Source organism: Variovorax sp. MPBD4-3 (assembly GCF_058809745.1).
In genome coordinates, this window is record NZ_JBXASW010000023.1 from 56,765 (window position 1) to 81,530 (window position 24,766).

Annotated in this window: 22 protein-coding genes and 1 tRNA gene; 15 read left to right on the top strand and 8 right to left on the bottom strand. The window is 65.9% G+C overall.

Annotated elements, in window-relative coordinates; genetic code table 11:
- Positions 1-34 precede the first annotated feature (34 nt).
- The 3 genes from AC1RVW_RS15825 to AC1RVW_RS15835 all read left to right on the top strand — a co-directional run bounded on the left by AC1RVW_RS15825 (position 35) and on the right by AC1RVW_RS15835 (position 4,548).
- A complete protein-coding gene (locus AC1RVW_RS15825) occupies positions 35-1,888 on the top strand; it encodes a M48 family metallopeptidase (RefSeq protein ID WP_285412223.1) in 1,854 nt (617 codons plus the stop codon).
- Between the two features lie 41 nt (positions 1,889-1,929).
- Positions 1,930-3,201, top strand: coding sequence for an RsmB/NOP family class I SAM-dependent RNA methyltransferase (locus AC1RVW_RS15830; RefSeq protein ID WP_493201000.1), 1,272 nt, complete (start codon positions 1,930-1,932; stop codon positions 3,199-3,201).
- A gap of 132 nt (positions 3,202-3,333) precedes the next feature.
- A complete protein-coding gene (locus tag AC1RVW_RS15835) occupies positions 3,334-4,548 on the top strand; it encodes a DesA family fatty acid desaturase (RefSeq protein ID WP_081265742.1) in 1,215 nt (404 codons plus the stop codon).
- A gap of 133 nt (positions 4,549-4,681) precedes the next feature.
- Here AC1RVW_RS15835 and rpmG read toward each other — a convergent pair whose 3' ends face one another.
- From rpmG to trxB, 3 genes are all read right to left on the bottom strand, one after another.
- Positions 4,682-4,855 carry a 50S ribosomal protein L33 gene (rpmG, locus tag AC1RVW_RS15840; protein WP_007830291.1) on the bottom strand — a complete coding sequence of 58 codons (174 nt, stop codon included), beginning with the start codon at positions 4,853-4,855 and terminating at the stop codon, positions 4,682-4,684.
- Between the two features lie 11 nt (positions 4,856-4,866).
- Complete coding sequence (gene rpmB, locus AC1RVW_RS15845; RefSeq protein WP_081265743.1) at positions 4,867-5,100, bottom strand: 50S ribosomal protein L28; 234 nt, start codon at positions 5,098-5,100, stop codon at positions 4,867-4,869.
- Between the two features lie 171 nt (positions 5,101-5,271).
- Positions 5,272-6,231 carry a thioredoxin-disulfide reductase gene (gene trxB / locus AC1RVW_RS15850; protein ID WP_081265744.1) on the bottom strand — a complete coding sequence of 320 codons (960 nt, stop codon included), beginning with the start codon at positions 6,229-6,231 and terminating at the stop codon, positions 5,272-5,274.
- Between the two features lie 180 nt (positions 6,232-6,411).
- Here trxB and AC1RVW_RS15855 point away from each other — a divergent pair, with 180 nt between their 5' ends.
- From AC1RVW_RS15855 to AC1RVW_RS15890, 8 genes are all read left to right on the top strand, one after another.
- Positions 6,412-7,086: a Crp/Fnr family transcriptional regulator gene (locus tag AC1RVW_RS15855; protein ID WP_081265745.1), complete on the top strand. Its 675-nt coding sequence runs from the start codon at positions 6,412-6,414 to the stop codon at positions 7,084-7,086.
- A 97-nt stretch (positions 7,087-7,183) separates the two neighbouring features.
- Positions 7,184-9,631: a DNA translocase FtsK gene (locus tag AC1RVW_RS15860; RefSeq protein WP_493201004.1), complete on the top strand. Its 2,448-nt coding sequence runs from the start codon at positions 7,184-7,186 to the stop codon at positions 9,629-9,631.
- Positions 9,632-9,806: 175 nt separating this feature from the next.
- The gene (gene lolA, locus AC1RVW_RS15865; protein WP_493201006.1) at positions 9,807-10,439 is read left to right on the top strand and encodes an outer membrane lipoprotein periplasmic chaperone LolA; all 633 of its coding nucleotides are present in this window, start codon (positions 9,807-9,809) and stop codon (positions 10,437-10,439) included.
- Positions 10,440-10,458: 19 nt separating this feature from the next.
- On the top strand, positions 10,459-11,751 hold the full coding sequence (locus AC1RVW_RS15870; RefSeq protein WP_493201008.1) for a replication-associated recombination protein A: 1,293 nt from the start codon (positions 10,459-10,461) through the stop codon (positions 11,749-11,751).
- A 240-nt stretch (positions 11,752-11,991) separates the two neighbouring features.
- Complete coding sequence (locus tag AC1RVW_RS15875; protein WP_081265749.1) at positions 11,992-12,921, top strand: branched-chain amino acid ABC transporter permease; 930 nt, start codon at positions 11,992-11,994, stop codon at positions 12,919-12,921.
- Between the two features lie 10 nt (positions 12,922-12,931).
- The gene (locus AC1RVW_RS15880; protein WP_493201011.1) at positions 12,932-14,140 is read left to right on the top strand and encodes a branched-chain amino acid ABC transporter permease; all 1,209 of its coding nucleotides are present in this window, start codon (positions 12,932-12,934) and stop codon (positions 14,138-14,140) included.
- Positions 14,141-14,160: 20 nt separating this feature from the next.
- Entirely contained in the window at positions 14,161-14,940 is a 780-nt protein-coding gene (locus tag AC1RVW_RS15885) for an ABC transporter ATP-binding protein (RefSeq protein WP_081265853.1), read from the top strand.
- Between the two features lie 16 nt (positions 14,941-14,956).
- Complete coding sequence (locus AC1RVW_RS15890) at positions 14,957-15,721, top strand: ABC transporter ATP-binding protein (RefSeq protein ID WP_081265852.1); 765 nt, start codon at positions 14,957-14,959, stop codon at positions 15,719-15,721.
- 24 nt (positions 15,722-15,745) lie between these two features.
- On the opposite strand, the gene AC1RVW_RS15895 is transcribed toward AC1RVW_RS15890, so the two are convergent.
- Positions 15,746-16,723: a Bug family tripartite tricarboxylate transporter substrate binding protein gene (locus AC1RVW_RS15895; RefSeq protein WP_081265751.1), complete on the bottom strand. Its 978-nt coding sequence runs from the start codon at positions 16,721-16,723 to the stop codon at positions 15,746-15,748.
- Between the two features lie 16 nt (positions 16,724-16,739).
- Positions 16,740-17,804 carry a CDP-6-deoxy-delta-3,4-glucoseen reductase gene (locus AC1RVW_RS15900; RefSeq protein WP_081265752.1) on the bottom strand — a complete coding sequence of 355 codons (1,065 nt, stop codon included), beginning with the start codon at positions 17,802-17,804 and terminating at the stop codon, positions 16,740-16,742.
- A 76-nt stretch (positions 17,805-17,880) separates the two neighbouring features.
- Here AC1RVW_RS15900 and AC1RVW_RS15905 point away from each other — a divergent pair, with 76 nt between their 5' ends.
- Positions 17,881-18,822, top strand: coding sequence for an SDR family oxidoreductase (locus AC1RVW_RS15905; protein ID WP_081265753.1), 942 nt, complete (start codon positions 17,881-17,883; stop codon positions 18,820-18,822).
- A gap of 122 nt (positions 18,823-18,944) precedes the next feature.
- Here the strand turns inward: AC1RVW_RS15905 and AC1RVW_RS15910 are convergent.
- Positions 18,945-19,029, bottom strand: a tRNA-Leu gene (locus tag AC1RVW_RS15910).
- 42 nt (positions 19,030-19,071) lie between these two features.
- On the opposite strand from AC1RVW_RS15910, the gene cysM reads away from it, so the two are divergent.
- The 3 genes from cysM to AC1RVW_RS15925 all read left to right on the top strand — a co-directional run bounded on the left by cysM (position 19,072) and on the right by AC1RVW_RS15925 (position 20,839).
- Positions 19,072-19,974: a cysteine synthase CysM gene (gene cysM / locus AC1RVW_RS15915; RefSeq protein ID WP_081265760.1), complete on the top strand. Its 903-nt coding sequence runs from the start codon at positions 19,072-19,074 to the stop codon at positions 19,972-19,974.
- Between the two features lie 63 nt (positions 19,975-20,037).
- A complete protein-coding gene (locus tag AC1RVW_RS15920; RefSeq protein ID WP_081265761.1) occupies positions 20,038-20,622 on the top strand; it encodes an NUDIX domain-containing protein in 585 nt (194 codons plus the stop codon).
- Complete coding sequence (locus AC1RVW_RS15925) at positions 20,612-20,839, top strand: sulfurtransferase TusA family protein (protein WP_106937528.1); 228 nt, start codon at positions 20,612-20,614, stop codon at positions 20,837-20,839. Before AC1RVW_RS15920 ends, AC1RVW_RS15925 begins: the two co-directional genes overlap by 11 nt.
- Before the next feature lie 57 nt (positions 20,840-20,896).
- Here AC1RVW_RS15925 and galU read toward each other — a convergent pair whose 3' ends face one another.
- Positions 20,897-21,787 (bottom strand): UTP--glucose-1-phosphate uridylyltransferase GalU, encoded by an 891-nt coding sequence (galU, locus tag AC1RVW_RS15930; RefSeq protein WP_081265762.1) that lies wholly within the window; start codon positions 21,785-21,787, stop codon positions 20,897-20,899.
- 117 nt (positions 21,788-21,904) lie between these two features.
- Positions 21,905-24,766 (bottom strand): valine--tRNA ligase (locus AC1RVW_RS15935; RefSeq protein WP_493201016.1); only part of this gene is annotated, 2,862 nt, incomplete at its 5' end.

The window sequence follows — 24,766 nt, forward strand, 5'->3', positions numbered from 1 at the left end:
AAAAACTGTCGTGGCTTGATTTGACGGGAGTCGGATGGATCGCGCTGATTTTGTTCACCTGGTTCGACTGAGCGAGCATGCCAGCGCGGACGACAGTGCGCGCTATCGACGCAGCGTGGCGGCCTTTGCCGCGCTCGGCTACCTGTGGGTGCTCGGCTGCCTGGGGCTCGCGGTGGGCCTCATCGCCTGGGTGCTGCTGCCGGTGCGCGAGGAACGCTTCACCTTCACCCGCGGCTGGCTGCTGCTGTTCGCGGGCGGCCTGCTCTGGGCCACGCTTCGCGCGCTGTGGGTGCGCTTCGACGAACCCGAGGGCGTGGAACTGCAGCGCGACGACGCGCCCGCGCTCTTCGAGGCGCTCGACCGCATCCGGTCGAAGATCAAGGGGCCGCCGGTCCATCACGTCTACCTCGACGACGAATTCAACGCCAGCATCCGGCAGGTGCCGCGTTTCGGGCTGTTCGGCGGCGCCGTCAACTCGCTGAACATCGGCCTGCCGCTCCTGATGATGCTCGACCGGCGGCGGCTGCTGTCGGTGCTGGCGCACGAATACGGCCACCTGCGCGGCAATCACGGCAAGCTCAGCGCCTGGATCTACCGCACGCGGCTGTCGTGGCTCAAGCTCGATGCCAGCCTGCAGCGCGACGAGGGCGTGATGGCGCTGGTCTCGCAAGCCTTCTTCCGCTGGTACTTCCCGCGCTTCGCGGCCAAGACTTTCGCGCTGGCCCGCCAGGACGAATACGAGGCCGACCGCATCTCGGGCCGGCTGCTGGGCACCTCGGTGGCCGCCGCGGCGCTGACCGAGATCGCGATCAAGGGAAACTGGTACGCCAACGAGTTCTGGCCCTGGCATTGGGCGCGCGCCGAACGCGAGCCGCTGCCGCCGGGGCCGTTCGCCGCCCTGCGCAAGCGGGTGCGCACGCCGCCGGCCGACGATTTCGCGCGCCAGGCGTTGCGCGAGGCGATGCGCCGCGTGAGCGACCTGGAGGACACCCATCCGGTCCTGCGCGACCGGCTGGAGGCCCTCGAGCAGAAGGCGGTCTTGCCCGAATGGTCGGCGCGTCCCGCGCTGGAACTGCTGGCTGACCGGAAGAAATGGATCGAATATTTCGACAACCGCTGGTGCCGCGCCCACGCCGCCGACTGGAAGCAGCATCACGCCCACCGTGCGCGCATCCGCGAACGCATCGACGTGCTGGCCGCGCGCGGTGAGCGCAACACGCCGGACGAGATGGTCGAATGGGCCGATTCCGAGCGTCGCCTCAACCCCTCGGCGCCGGTGCGGATGCGCTACGAGAACGCCTTGCAGATCGCGCCCGAGCATCCCGGCGCGCTGCGCGGGCTGGCCCAGATGCTGCCCGCGAGCGACCGCGCTGCCCGGCTCGTGGTGCTCGAGCGGCTGCACGGTTCCGGCGCGGCCAGCCGCTGGTGGGCCGCCAAGAGCGCCGTAGCCTCGCTCGAAGACCCGGACGCCGGGCCGCACGACGAAATGGCGCTCAAGTTGTGGCGCGGCCGGCTCAAGGAAGCGGAGGAAGCCGAGGCGCGTGCCTGGGAAGAAATCACCGCCACGCCGTTTTTCAGCCAGATATCGCGCCACGACCTGAACGACTACGAACTGGGCGAACTGCGGGCCGACCTCGTGCGCTGCCTGCCGGCGTCGCGGGCCTGGCTGGTGCGCAAGAACCTTCGGGAATTTCCGTGGCGCCGTGCGTACGTCGTGTTCATCGAACTGCCCGGGCTGGACGACGAAGACCGCTGGCACATGTGCCGCCAGCTGGAGCAGACGCTCACTTTGCCCGGCGCCACGCTGGTGCTGTGGGCCGGCCACTCGCCCACATTGGAAGACATCGAGCGCGAGGCTTTCGGGGTGGTCTGGACGCGCAGCGCATAGCCCTTCGGTCCGCCGGCTCCGCTGGCTGAGACAATCGGGGCATGCACCCCAAAGCCCTGTTGGAGGCCACCGCCGATCTGGTCGGCCTTGTCCTGAAATTCGATCACCCGGCCGACCAGGTCGTTTCGCGGTTTTTCCGCGACCACCGCGAGTTCGGCCCGCGCGAGCGCGCGACGCTCGCCGAAACCGTCTACACCGTGCTTCGCAAGAAGCTTCTGTTCGACCATCTTTCGCCTTCGGGCACCGGCTCCAAGGAGCGCCGCATGGCGATCCTCGGCTTCTACGGCCCGCGCGATTTCCTGAAAAGCGCACTCAACGACACCGAGAAGCGCTGGTTAGACAACTGCGACGCGGTGAAAGCCGACGACCTGCTCGAGCGCCATCGCCACAACCTGCCGGAATGGCTGGTCGCGCCCCTCAAGGCCCAGCTTGGCGACGGTTTCTGGCCGCTGGTCGAGAGCCTTCAGCAGCCGGCGCCGCTCGACCTGCGCGTCAATGCGCTGACCGATAAACGCGCGGACGTGAAGGCCGAGCTTGCGAAGGCTGCTATCAAATCGGAAGCAACACCGTTCTCGCCCTGGGGCTTGCGCATCGAAGGCAAGCCGGCGCTGACCAAGCTGGACGCCTTTGCCCGCGGCGCCATCGAGGTGCAGGACGAAGGCTCTCAACTCCTGGCACTGCTGCTGGACGCCAAGCGCGGCGAGATGGTGGTCGATTTCTGCGCAGGCGCCGGCGGCAAGACGCTGGCCATCGGCGCGACGATGCGAAACACCGGCCGGCTCTACGCCTTCGACACGTCGGCCCACCGGCTCGACGCGCTCAAGCCGCGGCTGGCGCGCAGCAAGCTGTCGAACGTGCATCCGGCCGCGATCGCCCACGAGCGCGACGACCGCATCAAGCGCCTGGCGGGCAAGATCGACCGCGTCCTGGTCGATGCGCCTTGCTCGGGACTGGGCACGCTGCGGCGCAATCCGGACCTGAAATGGCGTCAGTCGGCCAAGGCGGTGGAAGAACTGACGGTCAAGCAGGCCGCCATCCTGCAGAGCGCGGCACGGCTGGTGAAATCGGGCGGACGTCTGGTTTACGCCACATGCAGCGTGCTGCCGGAGGAAAATGAGGCCATTGCCGAGGCTTTTGCCGCCGCGAACCCTGATTTCGTGCCCGTCGACGCCGCTGAGCTGCTGCAGGGGCTCAAAGTGGAGGGTTTCGAGGCCCTGTGCGCGGGCGGCGAGGATGGCAGGCGCTATCTGCGGCTATGGCCGCATCGCCATGCGACGGACGGTTTCTTTGCCGCCGTGTGGAACCGCAAATAGGGATTGCACTCCAAACTAGGGTTAATCAGCGCATTTCTTGAAGGTTTAAAGGGCTTGTTCTAGGCCCTCGCCTTTAAAATCGCGGGTTATCTGAAGGCTGCACCTTCGTGTGGCCATGGAGTACCTGACTCAATGTTGCTTCCTGACTCCGCCGTTTTGAACGCGGCCATCGAATGGCTCGGACACGGCCTGTGGGACATCGCATGGTGGCAAGTCGTGCTGTACACGCTCGTCACCACGCACATCACGATTGCCGCGGTCACCATCTTCCTGCACCGGACGCAAACGCACCGGGCCATGGATCTGGGCCCTATTCCCTCTCACTTCTTCCGTTTCTGGCTCTGGATCGGCACCGGCATGGTGACGAAGGAATGGGTCGCCATTCACCGCAAGCACCACGCCAAGTGCGAAACCCAGGACGACCCGCACAGCCCGCAGGTCAAGGGCATCGACGAAGTGCTCTGGCGCGGCGCCGAACTCTATCGCGCCGAATCCCGGAACAAGGAAACGATGGAGCGCTACGGTCACGGCACGCCCGATGACTGGATCGAGCGCAACCTGTATTCGCGCTACAGCTGGCAAGGCGTGGGCCTCATGCTGATCCTGAACCTGGCGCTGTTCGGCACGCTCGGCATGGCCGTGTGGGCTGTCCAGATGCTGTGGATTCCCATCACCGCCGCCGGCATCATCAACGGCATCGGCCACTACTGGGGCTACCGCAACTTCGAGGCGCCCGACGCCAGCCGCAACATCATGCCCTGGGGCCTGATCATCGGCGGCGAAGAGCTGCACAACAACCACCACACCTACCCGACCTCGGCCAAGTTCTCGGTCAAGAAGTACGAGTTCGACATCGGCTGGATCTATATCCAGGCGCTGCAGAAGCTGGGCTGGGCCAAGGTCAAGAAGGTGCCGCCGAAGATGCTGATGGGCGACATCCAGCCCGTGGCCAATGAGAAGACGCTCGAAGCCGTCATTGCCAACCGCTACGAAGTCATGGCCGGCTATGCGCGCGAAATGCGCCGTGCCACCAGCCAGGAACTGGAAGCCCTGAAGAACAAGGGTGCCGACCTGTCGGTGCTCAAGGCTGCCAAGCGCTGGCTGCATCGCGACGACGACAAGGTGCCTGCTTCGGCCCGCACGCATGTCACCCAGGCTCGTGCCGCACACCCGGTGCTGGACAAGATGGTCACGATGCGCGAAGAGCTGCGTCAGCTCTGGATGAACACTTCGCAGTCGCGCGAGCAACTGGCAGCCGATCTGGCGGCCTGGTGCCACCGTGCGGAAGCCAGCGGCATTGCGGGTCTGCGTGACTTCTCGACGCGTCTGCGGGCCGCGCGCGCTTAACAACCGCTCTCGCCTCCACATCAAAAAGCCGACCTCCGGGTCGGCTTTTTTGCGTTCGTCGATTGCGATTCGACAGGCAACAAAAAACCCGCTGGGTAAGCAGCGGGTTCTTGTGTTGGGAACCAGGGCTGAATTACTTCAGCTTGATTTCCTTGTATTCGACGTGCTTGCGCGCCTTGGGGTCGAACTTCATGATCGACATCTTTTCAGGCATCGTCTTCTTGTTCTTGCTGGTCGTGTAGAAATGGCCGGTACCCGCGGTGGATTCCAGCTTGATCTTCTCGCGTCCGCCTTTGCTCGTTGCCATGATTCAGCTCCTTAAGCTTGGCCGCGTGCGCGCAGGTCTGCGAGCACGGAGTCGATACCGTTCTTGTCGATCAGGCGCAGCGCGGCGCTCGAAACGCGCAGGCGAACCCAGCGGTTTTCAGTCTCGACCCAGAAACGGCGGTATTGCAGGTTCGGCAGGAACCGGCGCTTGGTTTTGTTGTTGGCGTGGGAAACGTTGTTTCCGACCATCGGGCCTTTGCCCGTTACGTCGCATACGCGTGCCATGTGGACACTCTTTCTTGAACAGCTGGCACCGGCGCAATCGTGGCGATTGCAGGTGTTTTGCAGCTTGACCTCGCCAGAAACGGGTGGCGGTACCCCGACTTTGCCGCGACTCGTGAGAGAGCCCTGTTTCGGCAAAGCCTCGGATTATAGCCCTTTTGGAGGGCCCGCCTCTCAGAGCGTGCCGTCCTGTTCCAGGAAGCGCTGTGCGTCGAGTGCCGCCATGCAGCCGGTACCGGCGCTCGTGATGGCCTGGCGATACACGTTGTCCTGCACGTCGCCGGCGGCGAAGACGCCCGGAATGCTGGTCATCGTGGCAAAGCCCTGCAGGCCGGAACGGGTCAGGATGTAGTTGTCCTTCATTTCCAGCTGGCCCTGGAAGATGTCGGTGTTGGGATGGTGCCCGATGGCGATGAAGCAGCCCTTCAGGTCGATCTGCTCGGTGGCGCCGGTCTGCGTATTCTTGATGCGGATGCCCGTCACGCCGGTGTCGTCGCCCAGCACCTGGTCGAGTTCGCTGTGCAGCTTCAGCACGATCTTGCCTTCGGCGACCTTTTCCTTGACCTTGTCGATCAGGATGGGCTCTGCGCGGAACTTGTCGCGGCGATGCACCAGCGTCACCTTGTTGGCGATGTTGGCGAGGTAGAGCGCTTCTTCCACGGCGGTATTGCCGCCGCCGATCACGCAGACCTCCTGCTCGCGGTAGAAGAAGCCGTCGCAGGTGGCGCAGGCGGAGACGCCGCGGCCCATGAACTTCTGTTCAGAGTCGAGGCCCAGGTACTTCGCCGAAGCGCCCGTGGCGATGATCAGCGAGTCGCAGGTGTAGGTGCCGCTGTCGCCGGTCAGCGTGAACGGGCGCTTGCTCAGGTCGACCTTGTTGATGTGGTCGAACACGATCTGCGTCTTGAAGCGCTCTGCATGCTCCAGGAAGCGCTGCATCAGCTCCGGTCCCTGCACGCCATGAACGTCGGCCGGCCAGTTGTCGACCTCGGTGGTGGTCATCAACTGGCCACCCTGGGCGATGCCCGTGATGAGCAGCGGCTGCAGGTTTGCGCGGGCTGCGTAGACGGCGGCGGTGTAGCCGGCGGGGCCGGAGCCGAGAATCAAAACCTTGGCGTGTTGGGGAGCGGACATGAGTAGAAAACCTAGGATATACGCTGATTCAGCGTGTACATTTTCAGGGTGGTAGCGATATATATGGAGTATCACCGCCCGGTTCAACACCGGGTGAACGGTGTTTTCAATGCGCGCGATTGTAGTAATCCATTGGCCTGCCTTTTGGACCGCTCCGCGCGCTGTAGCAGGGATTGATAAATGTCGATGCTGTCCAACCTCGAATTGCTTCGGCGCGTTCCATTGTTCGCGTCGCTGACGGCCACGCAGTCCGCCAGCATCGCGGACGCGATCATCAAGAAGCGCTTCAAGCGCGCGGAAGTCGTCGTGGAGCAGGGCAAGAAGTCCGACGCGCTCTACATCATCCTGACCGGGCGTGCCCGCGTCACCAGCGCCGACAGCCGCGGCCGCGAGGTCATCCTGGCCACGCTGCATCCTGGGGACTACCTTGGCGAGATGAGCCTGATCGACGACGAGCCGCATTCGGCCACCGTGCGTACCGAGATCCAGTGCGACGTGCTCATGCTGGGCCGCGACGCCTTCGCGCGCTGCCTGCCGGAGAACTCCTCGATGGCCTACAACATCATGCGCGGCCTCGTGCAGCGCCTGCGCCACGCCGACCGCAAGATCGAATCGCTGGCGCTGATGGACGTGTACGGCCGCGTGGCCCGCTCGCTGCTCGAGTTCGCCATCGAAGACGGCGCGGGCATCCTCAAGGTGCGCGACAAGATCTCCCGCCAGGATCTGGCCAAGATGGTCGGCGCCTCGCGCGAAATGGTGAGCCGCGTCATGAAGGACCTCGAGGAGCGCGGCTTCGTGCAGACCCTGGACGACGGGTCGATGATCGTCAAGGAACGGCTCCTGTCCCTGGCTTGAGCTTCCGGGGCCGGGTCCGCTGCGAGCGGCTCCGGCCTTTTGTTGTAGTGTTCGTGTGTCCGGCCCCCGATTTTCTGGACCGGGTGCCGCGTTTTTCATGACCTATTCGCTCAATACGCTTCAATCTTCCTCTGCCGCCGACGGGCAACCCGTGCGCACGCGCGCCATGCGCTTCGCCCACGAAATCACGCTGATTGCTGGATTCGCAGCGCTGCTGTTCTGGCTGCTTTCAATGCTGAGCTTCACGCTTTCCGATGCCGCCTGGTCGACATCGGGCACCGGGGGCGAAATCAAGAACTGGGGTGGCCGTTTCGGCGCCTGGCTGGCCGATGGCAGCTACTTTGCCGCGGGCTTTTCCGTGTGGTGGTGCCTTGCAGCCGGGCTGCGCGCATGGCTGTCTTCGCTGGCCAGCTGGCTGCGCGGTGGCGAACCGACTTCGGCGGCCGAGCAGGCTCCGCGCGGCCGCTTCAACCGCAGCCGCCTCGCCTTCTGGTTCGGTCTTGCGCTGCTGCTGTGCGCGAGTGCGATGCTCGAATGGTCGCGCCTGTACCGTCTCGAAGGCCACCTGCCGGGCGGTGCCGGCGGCGGCGCGATCGGTGCCCTGGTGGGGCCGGCCAGCGTGCGCTGGCTCGGCTTCACCGGCTCGGCGCTGGTCGCCATCGCCGGCGGCGTGATCGGTTCGGCGCTGGTGTTCCGCTTCTCTTGGAGCCTGATCGCCGAGCGTATCGGCGCACGCGCCTATTCGCTCTTCGAGTCGCGCCGCGAGAAGCGCGAGATGGCCGCCGACATCGCCATGGGCAAGCAGGCGGCCCGCGAGCGCGCCGAGGCCGACGAGCCCGCGTTCACGCGCGGCAGCGGTGCGTCGGACAACAGGGGAGGCGAGCCGTCCATGTCTTCCGCGTCGTCAGCCTTCGCGGACGACGATGACGAAATCCGCATCGAGCCGCGGCCCAAGCGCCGCGTCCCGTCGCCGCCCGTGCAGATCGAGCCCGCGATGACCGAGGTGCCCAAGAGCGATCGCGTCGTCAAGGAGCGCCAGAAGCCGCTCTTCAAGGAACTGCCCGACAGCAAGCTGCCGCAGGTCGACCTGCTCGATGCCGCCCAAGTGCGCCAGGAAACCGTCTCTTCCGACACGCTCGAGATGACCTCGCGCATGATCGAGAAGAAGCTAAAGGACTTCGGCGTCGAGGTGCGCGTGGTGCTCGCTTCGCCGGGCCCTGTCATCACGCGCTATGAAATCGAGCCCGCCACCGGCGTCAAGGGCTCGCAGATCGTCAATCTCGCGAAGGACCTCGCGCGTTCGCTCTCGCTGGTGTCCATCCGCGTGGTGGAGACCATCCCGGGCAAGAACTACATGGCGCTCGAACTGCCGAACGCCAAGCGCCAGTCGATCAAGCTCAGCGAAATCCTGGGCTCGCAGATCTACAACGAAGGCAAGTCGATGCTCACCATGGGCCTCGGCAAGGACATCATCGGCAACCCCGTGGTGGCCGACCTCGCGAAGATGCCGCACGTGCTGGTGGCCGGTACCACCGGCTCGGGCAAGTCGGTGGGTATCAACGCCATGATCCTTTCGCTGCTCTACAAGGCCGAGGCGCGCGACGTCCGCCTGCTCATGATCGACCCGAAGATGCTCGAAATGTCGGTCTACGAAGGCATTCCGCACCTGCTGGCGCCCGTGGTCACCGACATGCGCCAGGCGGCCCACGGCCTGAACTGGTGCGTGGCCGAGATGGAGCGCCGCTACAAGCTCATGAGCAAGCTGGGCGTGCGCAACCTGGCCGGCTACAACACCAAGATCGACGAAGCCAAGGCGCGCGAGGAGTTCATCTACAACCCCTTCAGCCTGACGCCGGACGATCCGGAACCGCTCAAGCGCGAACCGCACATCGTCGTGGTGATCGACGAACTGGCCGACCTGATGATGGTGGTCGGCAAGAAGATCGAAGAGCTGATCGCCCGCCTCGCGCAGAAGGCGCGCGCCGCGGGCATCCATCTGATCCTGGCCACGCAGCGCCCCAGCGTCGACGTGATCACCGGCCTCATCAAGGCCAACATCCCGACCCGCATCGCGTTCCAGGTGTCGAGCAAGATCGACAGCCGCACCATCCTCGACCAGATGGGCGCCGAAGCGCTGCTCGGCATGGGCGACATGCTCTACATGCCCAGCGGAACCGGCCTGCCGATCCGCGTGCACGGCGCCTTCGTGAGCGACGAGGAAGTGCACCGCGTGGTGGCCTACCTCAAGAGCCAGGGCGAGCCCGACTACATCGAGGGCGTGCTCGAAGGCGGCACGGTCGATGGCGACGGTGACGGCGACATGCTCGGCGGCGGCGATGCCGAGAAAGACCCGATGTACGACCAGGCGGTGGAAGTCGTGCTCAAGAACCGCAAGGCCAGCATCTCGCTCGTGCAGCGGCACCTGAAGATCGGCTACAACCGCGCCGCCCGTCTGGTCGAGGACATGGAAAAGGCCGGTCTCGTCAGCGCCATGAGCGGCAGCGGCCAGCGGGAAATCCTGGTGCCGGCGCGCGCGGCCGAATAATTCGCGGGGACGAACCGGTATTTCAGGTTACGGGCTGAAAGGAAATTTGCAAAAAGCCATCCGGCATTGCAAATCTTCATCAAGACCTACACCTGCCGCAATTCGCGGCGGTTAGGGTCGAAGTTGAGTGTCACGCTCCGTGGCACAGCCCAAAAGCTATTGCGAGGAATTCAAATTGAAATTGCGTCATTGGCTATTGATCGGCCTCGTGTGTTCCGCCAACGCGTGGGCGGGCGGGCTCGAGAGCCTCGAAACCTTCGTGAAGACGGTCAAGTCCGGCCGTGCCGACTTCACCCAGACCGTGACCGCGCCGTCGCGCGAAGGCCAGCCGGGCCGCACCAAGACTTCGACCGGCACCTTCGAATTCCAGCGCCCCGGCAAATTCAAGTTCGATTACCAGAAGCCCTTCGCGCAAAGCATCGTGGCCGACGGCAAGACGCTGTGGCTCTACGACGCCGACCTGAACCAGGTCACGCAGCGTGCACAGGCTCAGGCATTGGGCTCCACGCCCGCGGCGCTGATTGCCGCCGCGCCCGACCTGAAGGCGCTGCAGGCCGACTTCACGCTCGAGGCCACGCCCGACCGCGACGGCCTGCAATGGGTCAAGGCCATGCCTAAGAACAAGGACGGCCAGCTGCAGAGCGTGCAGGTGGGCTTCCAGGGCGATGCGCTCGCGGCGCTCGAGATTCTCGACAGCTTCGGCCAGCGTTCGGTGCTCAAGTTCAACAAGGTCGAAGTGAATCCGTCGCTGCCGGCCGGTGTGTTCGACTTCAAGGCACCCGCCGGTGCCGATGTCGTCAAGCAGTAAGCCAGGACGCACCACGGGTTTGGCCACCAGCGCGCATCAACCCCTCGCCGAGCGCCTGCGTCCGCGCACGCTCGGCGAAGTGATCGGCCAGCAGCATCTGCTGGGGCCGGGCATGTCGCTGCGCATCGCGTTCGAGTCGGGCCAGCCGCACTCGTGCATCCTCTGGGGGCCGCCCGGCACCGGCAAGACCACCATCGCACGGCTCATGGCCGATGCCTTCGACGCGCAGTTCCTCAGCATCAGCGCGGTGCTCGGCGGCGTGAAGGACATCCGCGAGGCCGTGGAACTTGCCACCGCCGCGCGCGACGGGCTCACGCAGCAGCGCACCATCGTCTTCGTCGACGAAGTGCACCGCTTCAACAAGAGCCAGCAGGACGCCTTCCTGCCGCACGTGGAATCGGGCCTTTTCACTTTCATCGGCGCGACCACCGAAAACCCGTCGTTCGAGGTCAACTCCGCGCTGCTCTCGCGTGCCGCGGTGTACGTGCTTCAGTCGCTCGACGAAGGCGATCTCAAGCAGATCGTGGCGCGCGCGCAGGACATCCAGGCCGTGCCCGCCATCGACGCTGCAGCGGTCGACCGCCTCGTGGCCTATGCCGACGGCGATGCGCGCCGGCTGCTCAACACCCTCGAGACACTGGCCGTAGCAGCGCGTGCCGAGAAGCTCTCGAACATCTCCGACGAATGGCTGCTGCGTGTGCTGGGCGAGCGCATGCGGCGCTACGACAAGGGCGGCGAGCAGTTCTACGACACCATCAGCGCGCTGCACAAGTCCGTGCGCGGCAGCGACCCCGATGCCGCCCTCTACTGGTTCGTGCGCATGCTCGACGGCGGCGCCGACCCGCGCTACATGGCACGCCGGCTGGTGCGCATGGCGAGCGAAGACATCGGCCTGGCCGACCCGCGCGCGCTGCGCCTCGCGCTAGACGCGGCCGAGGTCTACGAACGACTGGGTACCCCCGAAGGCGAACTGGCGCTGGCCGAGTGCGTGGTCTACCTCGCGATCGCGCCCAAGTCGAACGCGGTCTACAAGGCCTACAACGCAGTGCGCGCCCTCGTGAAGAAGGACAGCACGCGCCCGGTGCCCATGCACCTGCGCAATGCACCCACCAAGCTCATGAAAGAGCTCGACTACGGCAAGGGTTACCGCTATGCGCACGACGAGGAGGGCGGTTTCGCCGCCGGCGAGCGCTACCTTCCCGACGGCCTGGAAGGCCAGGTCTTCTACGAGCCGGTCGACCGCGGACTCGAGATCCGCATCGGCGAGAAGCTCCGGGAACTGCGTCGCCTGAACGCTGAAGGCAACGACTGATACGGTCTTGCAACATGCACGCAAGCCGTGCATGAACTCACGCGCATACAGCATGAGGTGAGCGGGTAAACCCCGGTCAACACGCACCAAATCAGCGCTGGCGCGTGACTACAATCCCGCCCACAAATCCGCCGGCGACACATGTTGGCTGGTTTTTTGCTTATCAAGCTGGGGGCGCCAAACCGGTGCCCCGGTGGGTGAATGGCACCCCGCAACGGTGCAACACATAGGGAACGCGATATGGACATTTTGCTGCAGCAGATCATCAACGGTCTGGTTCTCGGCAGCATGTATGCCTTGATAGCCTTGGGCTACACCATGGTGTACGGCATCATCAATCTGATCAACTTTGCGCACGGAGAAGTATTAATGGTGGGGGCTCTGACGAGCTGGACCATCATCGGCCTCATGAAGGACGGCATGCCCAACACACCGGGCTGGCTGGTTCTGCTCATTGCCCTGATCATTGCCTGCATCGTCGCGGCAACCCTCAATTTCGTGATCGAGAAAGTGGCCTACCGGCCGCTGCGCAACAGCCCCAAGCTCGCGCCGCTGATCACCGCCATCGGCATGTCGATCCTGCTGCAGACGCTGGCGATGATCATCTGGAAGCCGACCAACAAGGCCTATCCCAACCTGCTGCCGACCGACCCCATCCACGTGGGCGGCGCGGTGATCTCGCCCACGCAGGTGATGATCCTCAGCGTCACGGCGTTCTCGCTCGTGGTGCTCATGTGGCTGGTCAACTACACCAAGCTCGGCCGCGCGATGCGCGCCACCGCGGAGAACCCGCGCGTGGCCGCCCTCATGGGCATCCGCCCCGACATGGTCATCTCGGCCACCTTCATCATCGGCGCCGTGCTCGCGGCCATCGCGGGCGTGATGTACGCGTCGAACTACGGCATCGCGCAGCACGCGATGGGCTTCCTGCCCGGCCTCAAGGCCTTCACCGCGGCGGTGTTCGGCGGCATCGGCAACCTCGCGGGCGCGGTGGTCGGCGGCATCCTGCTGGGGCTCATCGAGGCCATCGGCTCTGGCTACATCGGCACCATCACCGGTGGCGTGCTGGGCAGCAACTACAGCGACATCTTCGCGTTCATCGTGCTGATCGTCATGCTCACCCTGCGTCCGTCGGGCCTGCTCGGCGAACGCGTGGCGGACCGTGCGTAAGGAGCGAGCCATGAAGAACAGCAAGAACCTCGCGCTCTACATCATCGGCGCCATCGCCGTGCTCGCCCTGCCGCTGCTGCTGCAGATGCAGGGCAACGCATGGGTGCGCATCGCCGACATCGCGCTGCTCTACGTGCTGCTGGCACTGGGCCTGAACATCGTGGTCGGCTACGCCGGCCTGCTCGACCTGGGCTACGTGGCCTTCTTCGCGGTGGGCGCCTATCTCTTCGCGCTCATGGGCTCGTCTCACCTGACCGAGACCTTCCCGTGGTTCGCGCAGATGTTCCCGAACGGCATGCACACCTCGCTGCTGATCGTGATTCCGCTGGCGCTGGTGGTGGCCGCCGTGCTCGGCGTGCTGCTGGGCGCGCCCACGCTGAAGCTGCGCGGCGACTACCTCGCCATCGTCACGCTGGGCTTCGGCGAAATCATCCGCGTGTTCCTGAACAACCTGGACCAGCCCGTCAACATCACCAACGGGCCCAAGGGCATCACGGCCATCGACTCCATCAAGTTCTGGGGCCTCGACCTCGGCAAGGCATGGAAGTTCGACGGCTTCACGATCTCCTCGGTGTCGCTGTACTACTACCTGTTCCTGGCGCTCGTGGTCGCGACCGTGATCATCTCGCACCGCCTGCAGACCTCGCGCATCGGCCGCGCGTGGATGGCCATCCGCGAAGACGAGATCGCCGCCAAGGCCATGGGCATCAACACCCGCAACATGAAGCTGCTGGCCTTCGGCATGGGCGCGAGCTTCGGCGGCGTGTCGGGCGCGATGTTCGCGGCCTTCCAGGGCTTCGTGTCGCCCGAGTCCTTCAGCCTGATGGAGTCGGTGATGATCGTGGCCATGGTGGTGCTCGGCGGCATCGGGCACCTGCCCGGCGTGATCCTGGGCGCCGTGCTGCTGGCAGCGCTGCCCGAGGTGCTGCGCTACGTGGCCGGCCCGCTGCAGGCGGCCACCGACGGCCGCCTCGACGCATCCATCCTGCGCCAGCTGTTCATCGCGCTGGCCATGATCGTCATCATGCTGGTGCGCCCGCGCGGCCTGTGGCCGTCGCCGGAGCATGGCAAGTCCCTGACGAAGAAGGGCGGCGTGCCCGTCGACCCGACCCATGCCGCGGTGGCCCCGGGCTCGCTGCAGACCCATGCACCGGGCATCGATACGCCCGCCGACGAGCTGCCGGGTGCGGCCTCGCGTCCCATGTCGATCAATCCGTGAACGCCGAAGGAGAAATCAACATGACGACGACTACGGACACCATCCTCGACGTACGCGGCATCTCCAAGCGCTTCGGCGGCTTGCAGGCGCTCTCGGACGTGGGCATCACCATCAAGCGCGGCCAGGTCTACGGACTGATCGGCCCCAACGGCGCGGGCAAGACCACGTTCTTCAACGTGATCACCGGCCTGTACACGCCCGACAGCGGCACCTTCGAGCTGGCCGGCAAGCCCTACCAGCCGACGGCCGTGCACGAAGTGGCCAAGGCCGGCATTGCGCGCACCTTCCAGAACATCCGCCTCTTCGCCGAAATGACGGCGCTGGAGAACGTGATGGTCGGGCGCCACATCCGTACCCATTCGGGCGTGTTCGGCGCCATGCTGCGCACGGGCAGCTTCAAGGCCGAGGAGGCCGCCATCGCCAAGCGCGCGCAGGAGCTGCTCGACTACGTGGGCATCGGCAAGTTCGCCGACTACAAGGCGCGCACGCTGAGCTACGGCGACCAGCGCCGCCTGGAAATCGCGCGCGCCCTGGCCACCGATCCGCAGCTCATCGCGCTGGACGAGCCGGCCGCGGGCATGAACTCCACCGAGAAGGTGGCGCTGCGCGAGCTGATCGACCGCATCCGCCGCGACAACCGCACCATCCTCATCATCGAACACGACGTCAAGCTCATCATGGGTCTGTGCGACCGCGTCACCGTGCTGGACTACGGCAAGCAGATCGCCGAGGGAACGCCCTACGACGTGCAGAAGAACGAGAAGGTGATCGAGGCCTACCTCGGCACCGGAGGCCACTGAAATGACGACAGCAACGATGACGAGCGAACAAGACACCCTGGCCAGCGCCGCGCAGGCCAAGGCGGCCGGCAAGACGCTGCTGAAGGTCGGCGGCCTGAAGGTGGGCTACGGCGGCATCCAGGCCGTCAAGGGCGTGGACTTCGAGGTGCGCGAGGGCGAGCTGGTCTCGCTGATCGGCTCCAACGGCGCCGGCAAGACCACCACCATGAAGGCGATCACCGGCACGCTGCCGGCCGGGGCCGGCAACATCGAGTTCCTGGGCCGCAGCATCAAGGGCCGCGGCGCCTGGGACCTGGTGTCCGAAGGCCTGGTGATGGTGCCGGAAGGCCGTGGCGTGTTCACGCGCATGACCATCACCGAGAATCTGCAGATCGGCGCCTACATCCGCAAGGACAAGGCCGAGATCGCCAGCGACATGGAGCGCGTGTTCGTCACCTTCCCGCGCCTGCGCGAGCGCAAGGACCAGCTGGCCGGCACCATGTCGGGCGGCGAGCAGCAGATGCTGGCCATGGGCCGCGCGCTGATGGCGCGCCCCAAGGTGCTGCTGCTGGACGAACCGACCATGGGCCTGTCGCCGATCATGTGCGACAAGATCTTCGAGGTGGTGCAGACCGTGGCCTCGCAGGGCGTCACGATCCTGCTGGTGGAGCAGAACGCCAACCGCGCGCTGCAGCTGGCCGACCGGGGCTATGTGATGGAGTCGGGCCTGATCACCATGAGCGGCGAGGCCAAGGCCCTGCTGAGCGACCCGCGCGTGCGGGCCGCGTACCTGGGCGAATGAACAAGGGCCCCCGAGGGGGCGCCTTCAGTCGACCTTGGCGCCAGTCGCCTTGACCACGGCTTCGTACTTCGCCAGTTCGCTCTTCATGAACGCACCGAACTGTTCCGGCGAGCTGGCCACCGGCTCCGCCAGCAGGCCGGCGAAGCGCGTCTTCGTTTCCGGCGCATTCAGCGCGGCCACGAACGCCTGATTCAGCTTCACGACCACGTCGTGCGGCGTGCCCGCCGGTGCCACCAGGCCCCACCACGTGTCGATGGAAAAGCCCTTGAGCGTGTCGGCGATGGGCGGTACCTCGGGCAGCGAGCTGCTGCGCTGCAGCGTCGTCACCGCAATCGCCTTCAGCTTGCCCGAGCGGATGTTCGGCGCGGCGGTGGCGAGGTTGTCGAAGTTGAAGTCGACCTGGCCCGAGATCAGCGCCAGCTGCGCCGGGCTGCCGCCGTTGTACGGAATGTGCACCGCGAAGATGCCTGCTTCCTTCTTGAACAGCTCGCCCGCCAGGTGCCCCGCGCTGCCGTTGCCGCCGCTGCCGTAGTTGAGCTTGGCGGGGTTGGCCTTGGCGTAGCGGATGAGGTCGGCCACGCTGTTAATGTTCAGGCGCTTCGCGGTGTCGGCGTTCATCACCAGCACGTTGGGCACGCGGACCATCTGGGTGATGGGCGCGAAGTCGGTCGCGGCGTTGAACGGGATCTTGTTGTAGAGCCACGGATTCACCGCGTTCGTGGCGGTGGCCGCGATGCCGATGGTCAGGCCGTCCGGCGGTGCCTTCGCCACGATGTCCGCGCCGATGTTGCCGCCCGCACCGGGCTTGTTGTCGATGATGACCGGGCCCAGCGTGTCCTTGACGCGTTCGGCCAGGATGCGCGCGGTGTTGTCGATCGGGCCGCCGGCCGCGTAGGGCACGACGAGGCGGATGGGGCGCTGCTGCTGGGCGCTGGCCGTGCCGGTGCCCAGCAGGGCGGTGGCACTTGCAAGGAGGGTGAGAAGGAAGTGTCTCGTCTTCATGTTTCTTGTGTTGTCTTCAGGGAACGGCCTTGTCGGCCTCGGTGGTGAACGCGTCTGCAAAGAACTCTTCTTCGGGCAGCCCGGCCAGCGCCACGTAGTCGCGCTTGGCCGAATCCACCACGATGGGCGCGCCGCAGGCATAGACCTGGTGGCCCGACAGGTCGGCGAAGTCTTCCAGCACGGCCTGGTGGACGAAGCCGGTGCGGCCGGTCCAGTTGTCCTGCGGCGTCGCGTTGGAGACGACGGGCACGTAGCGCAGCTGGGGCATGTTGGGCATCTGCTCGCGCACCCAGGCGTCCATGTACAGGTCTTCGGGGCGGCGGCCGCCCCAGTAGAGCGACACGGGCCGCGTGATGCCCTTGAACTGCATGTGTTCCAGCAGCGCCTTGATGGGCGCGAAGCCGGTGCCCGAGGCCAGCAGGATGATCGGCTTGTCGGAGTCCTCGCGCAGGAAGAAGCTGCCGAAGGGGCCTTCGATGCGCAGGATTTCCTTTTCCTTCATCGTGCCGAACACGTGGTCGGTGAACTTGCCGCCCGGCAGGTGACGCAGGTGCAGCTCAATGCCCGTGCCGGGCACGCCGACGGTGTGCGGCGCATTGGCCATCGAGTAGCTCCGGCGGGCGCCGTCGCGCAGGATGAATTCGACATACTGGCCCGCGTAGAACTGCAGCGGCTCGCCCGCCGGCAGCTGCAGGCGCAAGAGAATCACGTCGTGCGACTGGCGCGTGAGCCCCATCACCCGCACGGGCATCTTGCGGATCGGCAGCGCGCCGGCTTCCGTGACCTGGCGCGACTCGAGCACCACGTCGCTGGTGGCGTGGGCGCAGCAGGTCAGCACGAAGCCGGCCAGTTGTTCTTCGGCGCTCAGCGCCTTGCTCTGGTGGGGTCCGAGCGTGACCTCGCCCGAGAGCTTCTTGCATTTGCAGGAGCCGCAGGCGCCGTCCTTGCAGCCGTAGGGCAGGCCGATGCCTTGCCGGATGCCGGCCGCGAGGATGGTTTCATCGCCCTGCGCCACGAAATGGCGCCCGCTGGGCTCGACGGTGATGGAAAAGCCTGCCTCATGCGGCGCGGTAGCAGTCATCGGTATTCTTCGGGGGGTAATCTCCTGGGCGCTGCAAACAGCGCGGGAGCAACTGAATTGGGACAGGAACAGGATTTTGCCTTCAATCAATAGCCCCTCCGGCGCTCTGCCGGCGCGTTTCCGGCGCGAGCGCCTTCTCATCGTGGGCTGCGGCGACGTCGGCCAGCGTGTCGCGCGCGATCTTTCGGGCCGTATGCAACTGGTGGCGCTCACTTCCTCCAGGGACCGGGTGGCCGCCCTGCGGGCAGCCGGCGTGCGCCCGCTGGTCGGCAACCTGGACGACGCGGCCACCCTGCGCAGGCTGGCGGGCATCGCGACCCGGGTGCTGCACCTGGCGCCGCCGGCCCGCGACGGTGGCGCCGCCTGGTGGCGCGACCAGCGCACCACCGCGCTGGCCCGCGCGCTGCGGCTGCGCTCGGTGCCTTCGACCTTCGTCTATGGCTCTACCAGCGGCGTCTACGGCGACTGCGGCGGCGCTCGCGTGAACGAAACCCGCGGCGTGCGGCCGGACACGCCCCGCTCGCATCGCCGCGTGGACGCCGAACGCGCCGTGCGCTGGCTGGGCCGCAGTGCCGGCATCCGTGCCAGCATCCTGCGGATTCCCGGCATCTATGCGCCGGACCGCGAGAACGGCACGCCGCGCGCCCGCCTGCAGCGCGGCACCCCCGTGCTGCGGCACGAGGACGACGTCTACACCAACCATATCCACGCCGACGACCTGGCGCGAGCCTGCGAGGCCGCGCTGTTCCGCGGCAAGCCGCAGCGCATCGTGCATGCGTCGGACGACACCGAACTGAAGATGGGCGACTACATGGACCTGGCCGCCGACCTGTACGGCATGCCCCGCCCGCCGCGCGTGGCCCGCGGCGAGGCCGAGCGGCAATTGCCGCTGCAGTTGCTGAGCTTCATGGGGGAATCGCGCCGGCTGGACAACACGCGGCTCAAGCGCGAACTGCGGGTGCGGCTGGCGCACCCGACGGTGCATACGGGCCTGATAGAGGCCAACGGGCAGTCGTAGTGGGAGAGGCCCATTCCAGGAACACCGAGGAACCGGCTTAGCCGGGCCTCAGGTGTTGCCCCCGGTAGGGGGAAGGCGAAGCGGACACGAAGTGCCGCGCAGCCTGGGGGCGAGCCAAAGTGTGGTGCCCGGGGCCGGAATCGAACCGGCACACCTTTCGGTGGGGGATTTTGAGTCCCCTGCGTCTACCAATTTCACCACCCGGGCAGGGTTCTGAACGAAGCCCAAAATTATGGCACAGTGGCTGCCATGAATTATCCGACGATCGAAGATGCCATCGGCAAGACCCCCCTGGTCGCCCTGCAACGCATCCATGCCGCAGAAAACGCCAAGCGTGGCAACGTGATTCTCGGCAAGCTGGAAGGCAACAATCCGGCAGGCTCGGTGAAAGACCGGCCGGCCCTCTCGATGATCAAGCGCGCCGAGGAGCGCGGTGAAATCAAGCCCGGCGACACGCTGATCGAAGCCACCTCCGGCAACACAGGCATCGCGCTGGCCATGGCCGCGGCCATCAAGGGTTACCGAATGGTGCTGATCATGCCGGAGGACCTCTCCGTCGAGCGTGCCCAGACCATGAAGGCTTTTGGCGCCGAACTGGTCCTCACGCCCAAGAGCGGCGGCATGGAATACGCGCGCGATCTCGCCGAGCAGATGGTTGCGCAGGGCAAGGGCCGGGTGCTCGACCAGTTCGCCAACCCCGACAACCCGCGCATCCACTACGAGACCACGGGCCCCGAAATCTGGGCCGACACCAAGGGCAAGGTCACCCACTTCGTGAGCGCGATGGGCACCACGGGCACCATCACCGGCGTTTCGCGCTTCCTGAAAGAGAAGAACCCCGCCATCCGCATCGTCGGCGCGCAACCGGCCGAAGGCTCGCGCATTCCGGGCATCCGCAAATGGCCGGCCGAATACATGCCGAAGATCTTCGATCCGAGCCGGGTCGACCAGGAAATCAGCGTGAGCCAGGACGACGCCGAAGAAATGTGCCGCCGCCTTGCGCGCGAAGAGGGCATCTTCGGCGGCATCTCGGCTGCCGGCGCGCTCTGGGCCGCGCTCGAGGTGTCGAAGACGGTCGAGAACGCGACCATCGTGTTCGTGGTCTGCGACCGCGGCGACCGCTATCTCTCCACCGGCGTGTTCCCGGCCTGATCGTCTTCAGCCAACCCGCGTCCGCCTTGCCCGAGGCGGCGCCATAAAAAGAAAAGAGACCCCATGCCCCATCCCAAGTTTTGCCAGGTCTGTGCCACGCCGCTCGAGTGGATCGCGCTGATGGAAGACGGCGGTCCCAAGGAGCGCCTGCGCTGCTCCAACTGCGGCCACACGCACTGGAACAACCCCACGCCCGTGCTCGCGGCCATCGTCGAGTACCGCGGCCAGGTGCTGCTGGCGCGCAATGCGGCGTGGCCGGGCAAGATGTTCGCGCTGATCACCGGCTTCATGGAGGCCGGCGAGACGCCCGAGGAAGGCGTTGCGCGCGAGGTCAAGGAAGAGACCAACCTCGACGTCAGCGCGCTCAAGATCGTCGGCGCGTACGACTTCCAGCGCATGAACCAGGTCATCATCGCCTACCACGTGGTGGCCGACGGCGAGGTGAAGCTTTCGCCCGAACTGGTCGACTACCGCCTCTACGACCTGCCCGACCTGAAGTGCTGGCCGGCCGGCACCGGCTACGCGCTGGCCGACTGGCTGCGCACGCGCGGCCATGAGCCCGTGTTCTTCACCGCCGCGGAAAACGAAGAGCGCCGCCGCGGCCTGAACCTGCCGCCGGAACCCGAGGAGCGTGGAAGTGCAAGCTGACCGCGAGCTCGACACGCGCGGGCTGAACTGCCCGCTGCCCATCCTGAAGGCGAAGAAATCGCTCAACGAGATGACGAGCGGGCAGCTGCTGAAAGTGGTGTCGACCGACCCCGGGTCGATCCGCGACTTCCAGGCCTTCGCGCGCCAGACCGGCAACGAGCTGATGGAGCAGGAAACCGTCGGCACCGACTTCATCCACGTGCTCAAGCGCCGCTGAGGAAGCAAAAGAAAAGGGCCGCGAAAGCGGCCCTTTGCACAAGCGCGACGAGCGCTGTTACAGCTTCAGGCTCTTGAGGTATTCGCGGAACTCCGCGCCCACTTCAGGGTGGGCCAGCGCCAGTTCCACCGATGCCTGCAGGAAGCCTTCCTTGCTGCCGCAGTCGTAGCGGATGCCCTTGTACGAGTACGCGTACACCGATTCCTTCTTCATCAGCGCCGCGATGCCGTCGGTCAGCTGGATCTCGCCGCCCGCGCCCTTGGGCTGGTTGCGGATCTCGGCGAACACGCCCGGCGTCAGGATGTAGCGGCCGGCCACGCCCAGGCGCGAAGGCGCGTCTTCGGGCTTCGGCTTCTCGACCATGTGGCTGACCTTCACCAGGCCTTCCTCGATCGCGTCGCCGGCCACGATGCCGTAGCGCTTGACGTGTTCCAGCGGCACTTCCTGCACCGCCAGCAGCGAGCCGCCGAGGCGGGCGAAGGCCGCGGTCATTTGCGCCAGCACGGGTTCGCCGCCCTTGGGTCCGACCATCAGGTCGTCCGCCAGCAGCACGGCGAAGGGCTCGTTGCCCACCAGGTGCTCGGCGCACAGCACGGCATGGCCCAGGCCCAACATGCGCGGCTGGCGCACGTAGGAGCAGGTCATGTCGTCGGGCATGACCGAGCGGGCGATGTTCAGCAGGGCGGTCTTGCCGCTGGCCTCGAGCTGGCTTTCGAGCTCGTAGGCGGTGTCGTAGTGGTCCTCGATGGCGCGCTTGTTGCGGCCGGTCACGAAGATCATGTCGCGGATGCCCGCGGCGTAGGCCTCTTCGACGGCGTACTGGATCAGCGGCTTGTCGACCACCGGCAGCATTTCCTTCGGCTGTGCCTTGGTGGCAGGCAGAAAGCGGGTGCCAAAGCCCGCAACGGGAAATACAGCCTTGCGGATACGTGTCGATGGTGTGGACATGGGCAGTTCGGCGTCGGTTCGTTGGAAGAAAGAAAGGGGGAGGTCCCGGGAGTGGTCGCAGGAGCGGCAAGCAAGTGCCGAACCAGCATCCTAAACGCCCGGTATTTTGTCCGTCTGTCAGCCGAGGCGCACAAGCTGGTCGCGCAGGCGCTCCAGCGTGGCGGTGAAATCGGCCAGGCGCTTGCGCTCCTGCTCGATCACGGCGGGCGGCGCTTTGGCCACGAACGCCTCGTTGCCGAGCTTGCCGTGCACCTTGGCGATCTCGCCCTCGATGCGAGCGATTTCCTTGCCGATGCGCAGCTTCTCGGCCGCCTTGTCGATTTCCATGTGCAGGCACAGGCGCGCGGCGCCCACCACCGCCACCGGCGCCGCTTCCGCGGCTGCCTGCCAAGAGGCTTCGTCGTCGAAGACCTTCACTTCCTTGAGCTTGGCCAGCGCCTGCAGCACGGGCGCCGCTTCGCGCAGGAAGGCAGCGCCCTCGGCGTCGTCGGCCACGGCGTACAGCGGCAGGCGCATCGCGGGCGACACGTTCATCTCGCCGCGCAGCGTGCGGCATGCGTCGACCAGGCTCTTCAGCCGCGCCACGTAAGCCTCGGCCGCCTCGTCGATCTTCTCCGGCTGGCTCTGCGGATACGCCGCCACCATGATCGACTCGCCCTCGCGCCCCGCGACCTTCGACACCTTCTGCCACAGCTCTTCCGTGATGAACGGAATCACCGGGTGCGCCAGGCGCAGCAGCGTTTCGAGCACGCGGATCAGCGTGCGGCGGGTGGCGCGCTTCTGCGCGTCGTCGCCGGTCTGGATCTGCACCTTGGCGATTTCGAGGTACCAGTCGCAGAACTCGTCCCAGGCGAACTGGTAGATCGTGTTGGCCACGTTGTCGAGGCGGTATTCCTCGAAGCCCTTGGTCACTTCGGCCTCAACGCGCTGCAGCTGCGACACGATCCAGTAGTCGGCGCGGCTGAACTTCAGGTAGCCGTGGGCCGGGCCGCCGACCTTGCAGTCTTCCTTCGTGTGCTCCAGCAGGCCGCAGTCCTGGCCTTCGCAGTTCATCAGCACGAAGCGCGTGGCGTTCCACAGCTTGTTGCAGAAGTTGCGATAGCCCTCGCAGCGCTTCGAGTCGAAGTTGATGCTGCGGCCCAGCGAGGCCAGCGAAGCGAAGGTGAAGCGCAGCGCATCGGCGCCGAACGCCGGAATGCCGTCCGGGAACTCCTTCTGCGTGTTCTTGCGCACCGTGGGCGCGGTCTCGGGCTTGCGCAGGCCTTGGCTGCGCTTGTCCAGCAGCTCGGGCAGCGCGATGCCGTCGATCAGGTCGACCGGGTCGAGCACGTTGCCTTCGGACTTGCTCATCTTCTTGCCCTGCGCGTCGCGCACCAGGCCGTGGATGTAGACGTCCTTGAACGGCACCTTGCCGGTGAAGTGCTTGGTCATCATGATCATCCGGGCGACCCAGAAGAAGATGATGTCGTAGCCCGTCACCAGCACGGTGGAGGGCAGGTACAGCTCCAGCTCCCTGGTCTTTCCGGGCCAGCCCAGCGAAGAGAAGGGCACCAGCGCCGACGAGTACCAGGTGTCGAGCACGTCCTCGTCGCGCGTCAGCTTCCTGCCGGGCGCCTTGGCCTGCGCGGCGGCTTCGTCCTCGGCCACGTACACGTTGCCTTCCTCGTCGTACCAGGCGGGAATCTGGTGGCCCCACCAGAGCTGGCGCGAGATGGTCCAGTCCTGGATGTTCTCCATCCAGTGGTTGTAGGTGTTGACCCAGTTCTCGGGCACGAAGCGCACTTCGCCCGACTTCACCACGTCGATGGCCTTCTGCGCGATCGACTGGCCGTCGGCGCCGGGGCGCGTCATGGCCACGTACCACTGGTCGGTGAGCATCGGCTCGACGATGGCGCCCGAGCGCGCGCAGCGCGGCACCATCAGCTTGTGCTTCTTCACCTCGACCAGCAGGCCCAGCGCGTCGAGGTCGGCCACCACGGCCTTGCGCGCCACGAAGCGGTCCATGCCGCGGTATTTTTCGGGCGCGTTGTCGTTGATGGTCGCGTCCAGCGTCAGCACGCCGATCATCTCGAGCTTGTGGCGCTGGCCGACCGCGTAGTCGTTGTAGTCATGGGCGGGCGTGACCTTGACCACGCCGGTGCCGAATTCCTTGTCCACGTAGTCGTCGGCAATGATCGGAATCAGCCGGCCCACCAGCGGCAGCTTCACGCGCTGGCCGATGAGATGCTTGTAGCGCTCGTCCTCGGGGTGGACCATCACGGCCGTGTCGCCGAGCATGGTCTCGGGCCGGGTGGTGGCCACGGTCAGCGCGCCGCTGCCGTCTTCCAGCGGGTACGACAGGTGCCAGAGGAAGCCGTCTTCCTCCTCGCTCTCGACCTCGAGGTCGCTCACCGACGTCTTGAGCACCGGGTCCCAGTTGCCCAGGCGCTTGCCGCGGTAGATGAGGCCTTCTTCGTACAGCTTCACGAACGTGTGCATCACGACCTTCGACAGGTCGTCGTCCATCGTGAAGTACTCGCGGCTCCAGTCGACCGTGTCGCCCATGCGGCGCATCTGCTGCGTGATGGTGTTGCCCGACTTTTCCTTCCACTCCCACACGCGCGCCACGAAGTTCTTGCGGCCGAGTTCGTGGCGGCTGACCTTCTGCTCCTGCAGCTGGCGCTCCACCACGATCTGCGTCGCGATGCCGGCATGGTCGGTGCCCGGCACCCACAGCGTGTTCGCGCCCTTCATGCGGTGATAGCGCGTGAGGCTGTCCATGATCGTCTGGTTGAACGCATGGCCCATGTGCAGCGTGCCGGTCACGTTGGGCGGCGGCAACTGGATCGCGAACGACTCGGCGCCTTCCCTGGGCTGCTGCGTGCCGCGGTAGCCCGCCTTGGCGTAGCCGCGCTTTTCCCATTCCGGGCCCCAGTGCGCCTCGATGGCGGCGGGTTCGAACGATTTCGACAGGCTGTCGAGGCCGGGTTGGGCGGGGGA

Excerpts from the sequence above, each read along its gene's own strand:
- AC1RVW_RS15825 (WP_285412223.1), top strand. The coding sequence starts at position 35 with ATGGATCGCGCTGATTTTGTTCACCTGGTTCGACTGAGCGAGCATGCC.
- AC1RVW_RS15830 (WP_493201000.1), top strand. The coding sequence starts at position 1,930 with ATGCACCCCAAAGCCCTGTTGGAGGCCACCGCCGATCTGGTCGGCCTT.
- AC1RVW_RS15835 (WP_081265742.1), top strand. The coding sequence starts at position 3,334 with ATGTTGCTTCCTGACTCCGCCGTTTTGAACGCGGCCATCGAATGGCTC.
- rpmG (WP_007830291.1), bottom strand. The coding sequence starts at position 4,855 with ATGGCAACGAGCAAAGGCGGACGCGAGAAGATCAAGCTGGAATCCACC.
- rpmB (WP_081265743.1), bottom strand. The coding sequence starts at position 5,100 with ATGGCACGCGTATGCGACGTAACGGGCAAAGGCCCGATGGTCGGAAAC.
- trxB (WP_081265744.1), bottom strand. The coding sequence starts at position 6,231 with ATGTCCGCTCCCCAACACGCCAAGGTTTTGATTCTCGGCTCCGGCCCC.
- AC1RVW_RS15855 (WP_081265745.1), top strand. The coding sequence starts at position 6,412 with ATGTCGATGCTGTCCAACCTCGAATTGCTTCGGCGCGTTCCATTGTTC.
- AC1RVW_RS15860 (WP_493201004.1), top strand. The coding sequence starts at position 7,184 with ATGACCTATTCGCTCAATACGCTTCAATCTTCCTCTGCCGCCGACGGG.
- AC1RVW_RS15875 (WP_081265749.1), top strand. The coding sequence starts at position 11,992 with ATGGACATTTTGCTGCAGCAGATCATCAACGGTCTGGTTCTCGGCAGC.
- AC1RVW_RS15880 (WP_493201011.1), top strand. The coding sequence starts at position 12,932 with ATGAAGAACAGCAAGAACCTCGCGCTCTACATCATCGGCGCCATCGCC.
- AC1RVW_RS15885 (WP_081265853.1), top strand. The coding sequence starts at position 14,161 with ATGACGACGACTACGGACACCATCCTCGACGTACGCGGCATCTCCAAG.
- AC1RVW_RS15890 (WP_081265852.1), top strand. The coding sequence starts at position 14,957 with ATGACGAGCGAACAAGACACCCTGGCCAGCGCCGCGCAGGCCAAGGCG.
- AC1RVW_RS15895 (WP_081265751.1), bottom strand. The coding sequence starts at position 16,723 with ATGAAGACGAGACACTTCCTTCTCACCCTCCTTGCAAGTGCCACCGCC.
- AC1RVW_RS15900 (WP_081265752.1), bottom strand. The coding sequence starts at position 17,804 with ATGACTGCTACCGCGCCGCATGAGGCAGGCTTTTCCATCACCGTCGAG.
- cysM (WP_081265760.1), top strand. The coding sequence starts at position 19,072 with ATGAATTATCCGACGATCGAAGATGCCATCGGCAAGACCCCCCTGGTC.
- AC1RVW_RS15920 (WP_081265761.1), top strand. The coding sequence starts at position 20,038 with ATGCCCCATCCCAAGTTTTGCCAGGTCTGTGCCACGCCGCTCGAGTGG.
- galU (WP_081265762.1), bottom strand. The coding sequence starts at position 21,787 with ATGTCCACACCATCGACACGTATCCGCAAGGCTGTATTTCCCGTTGCG.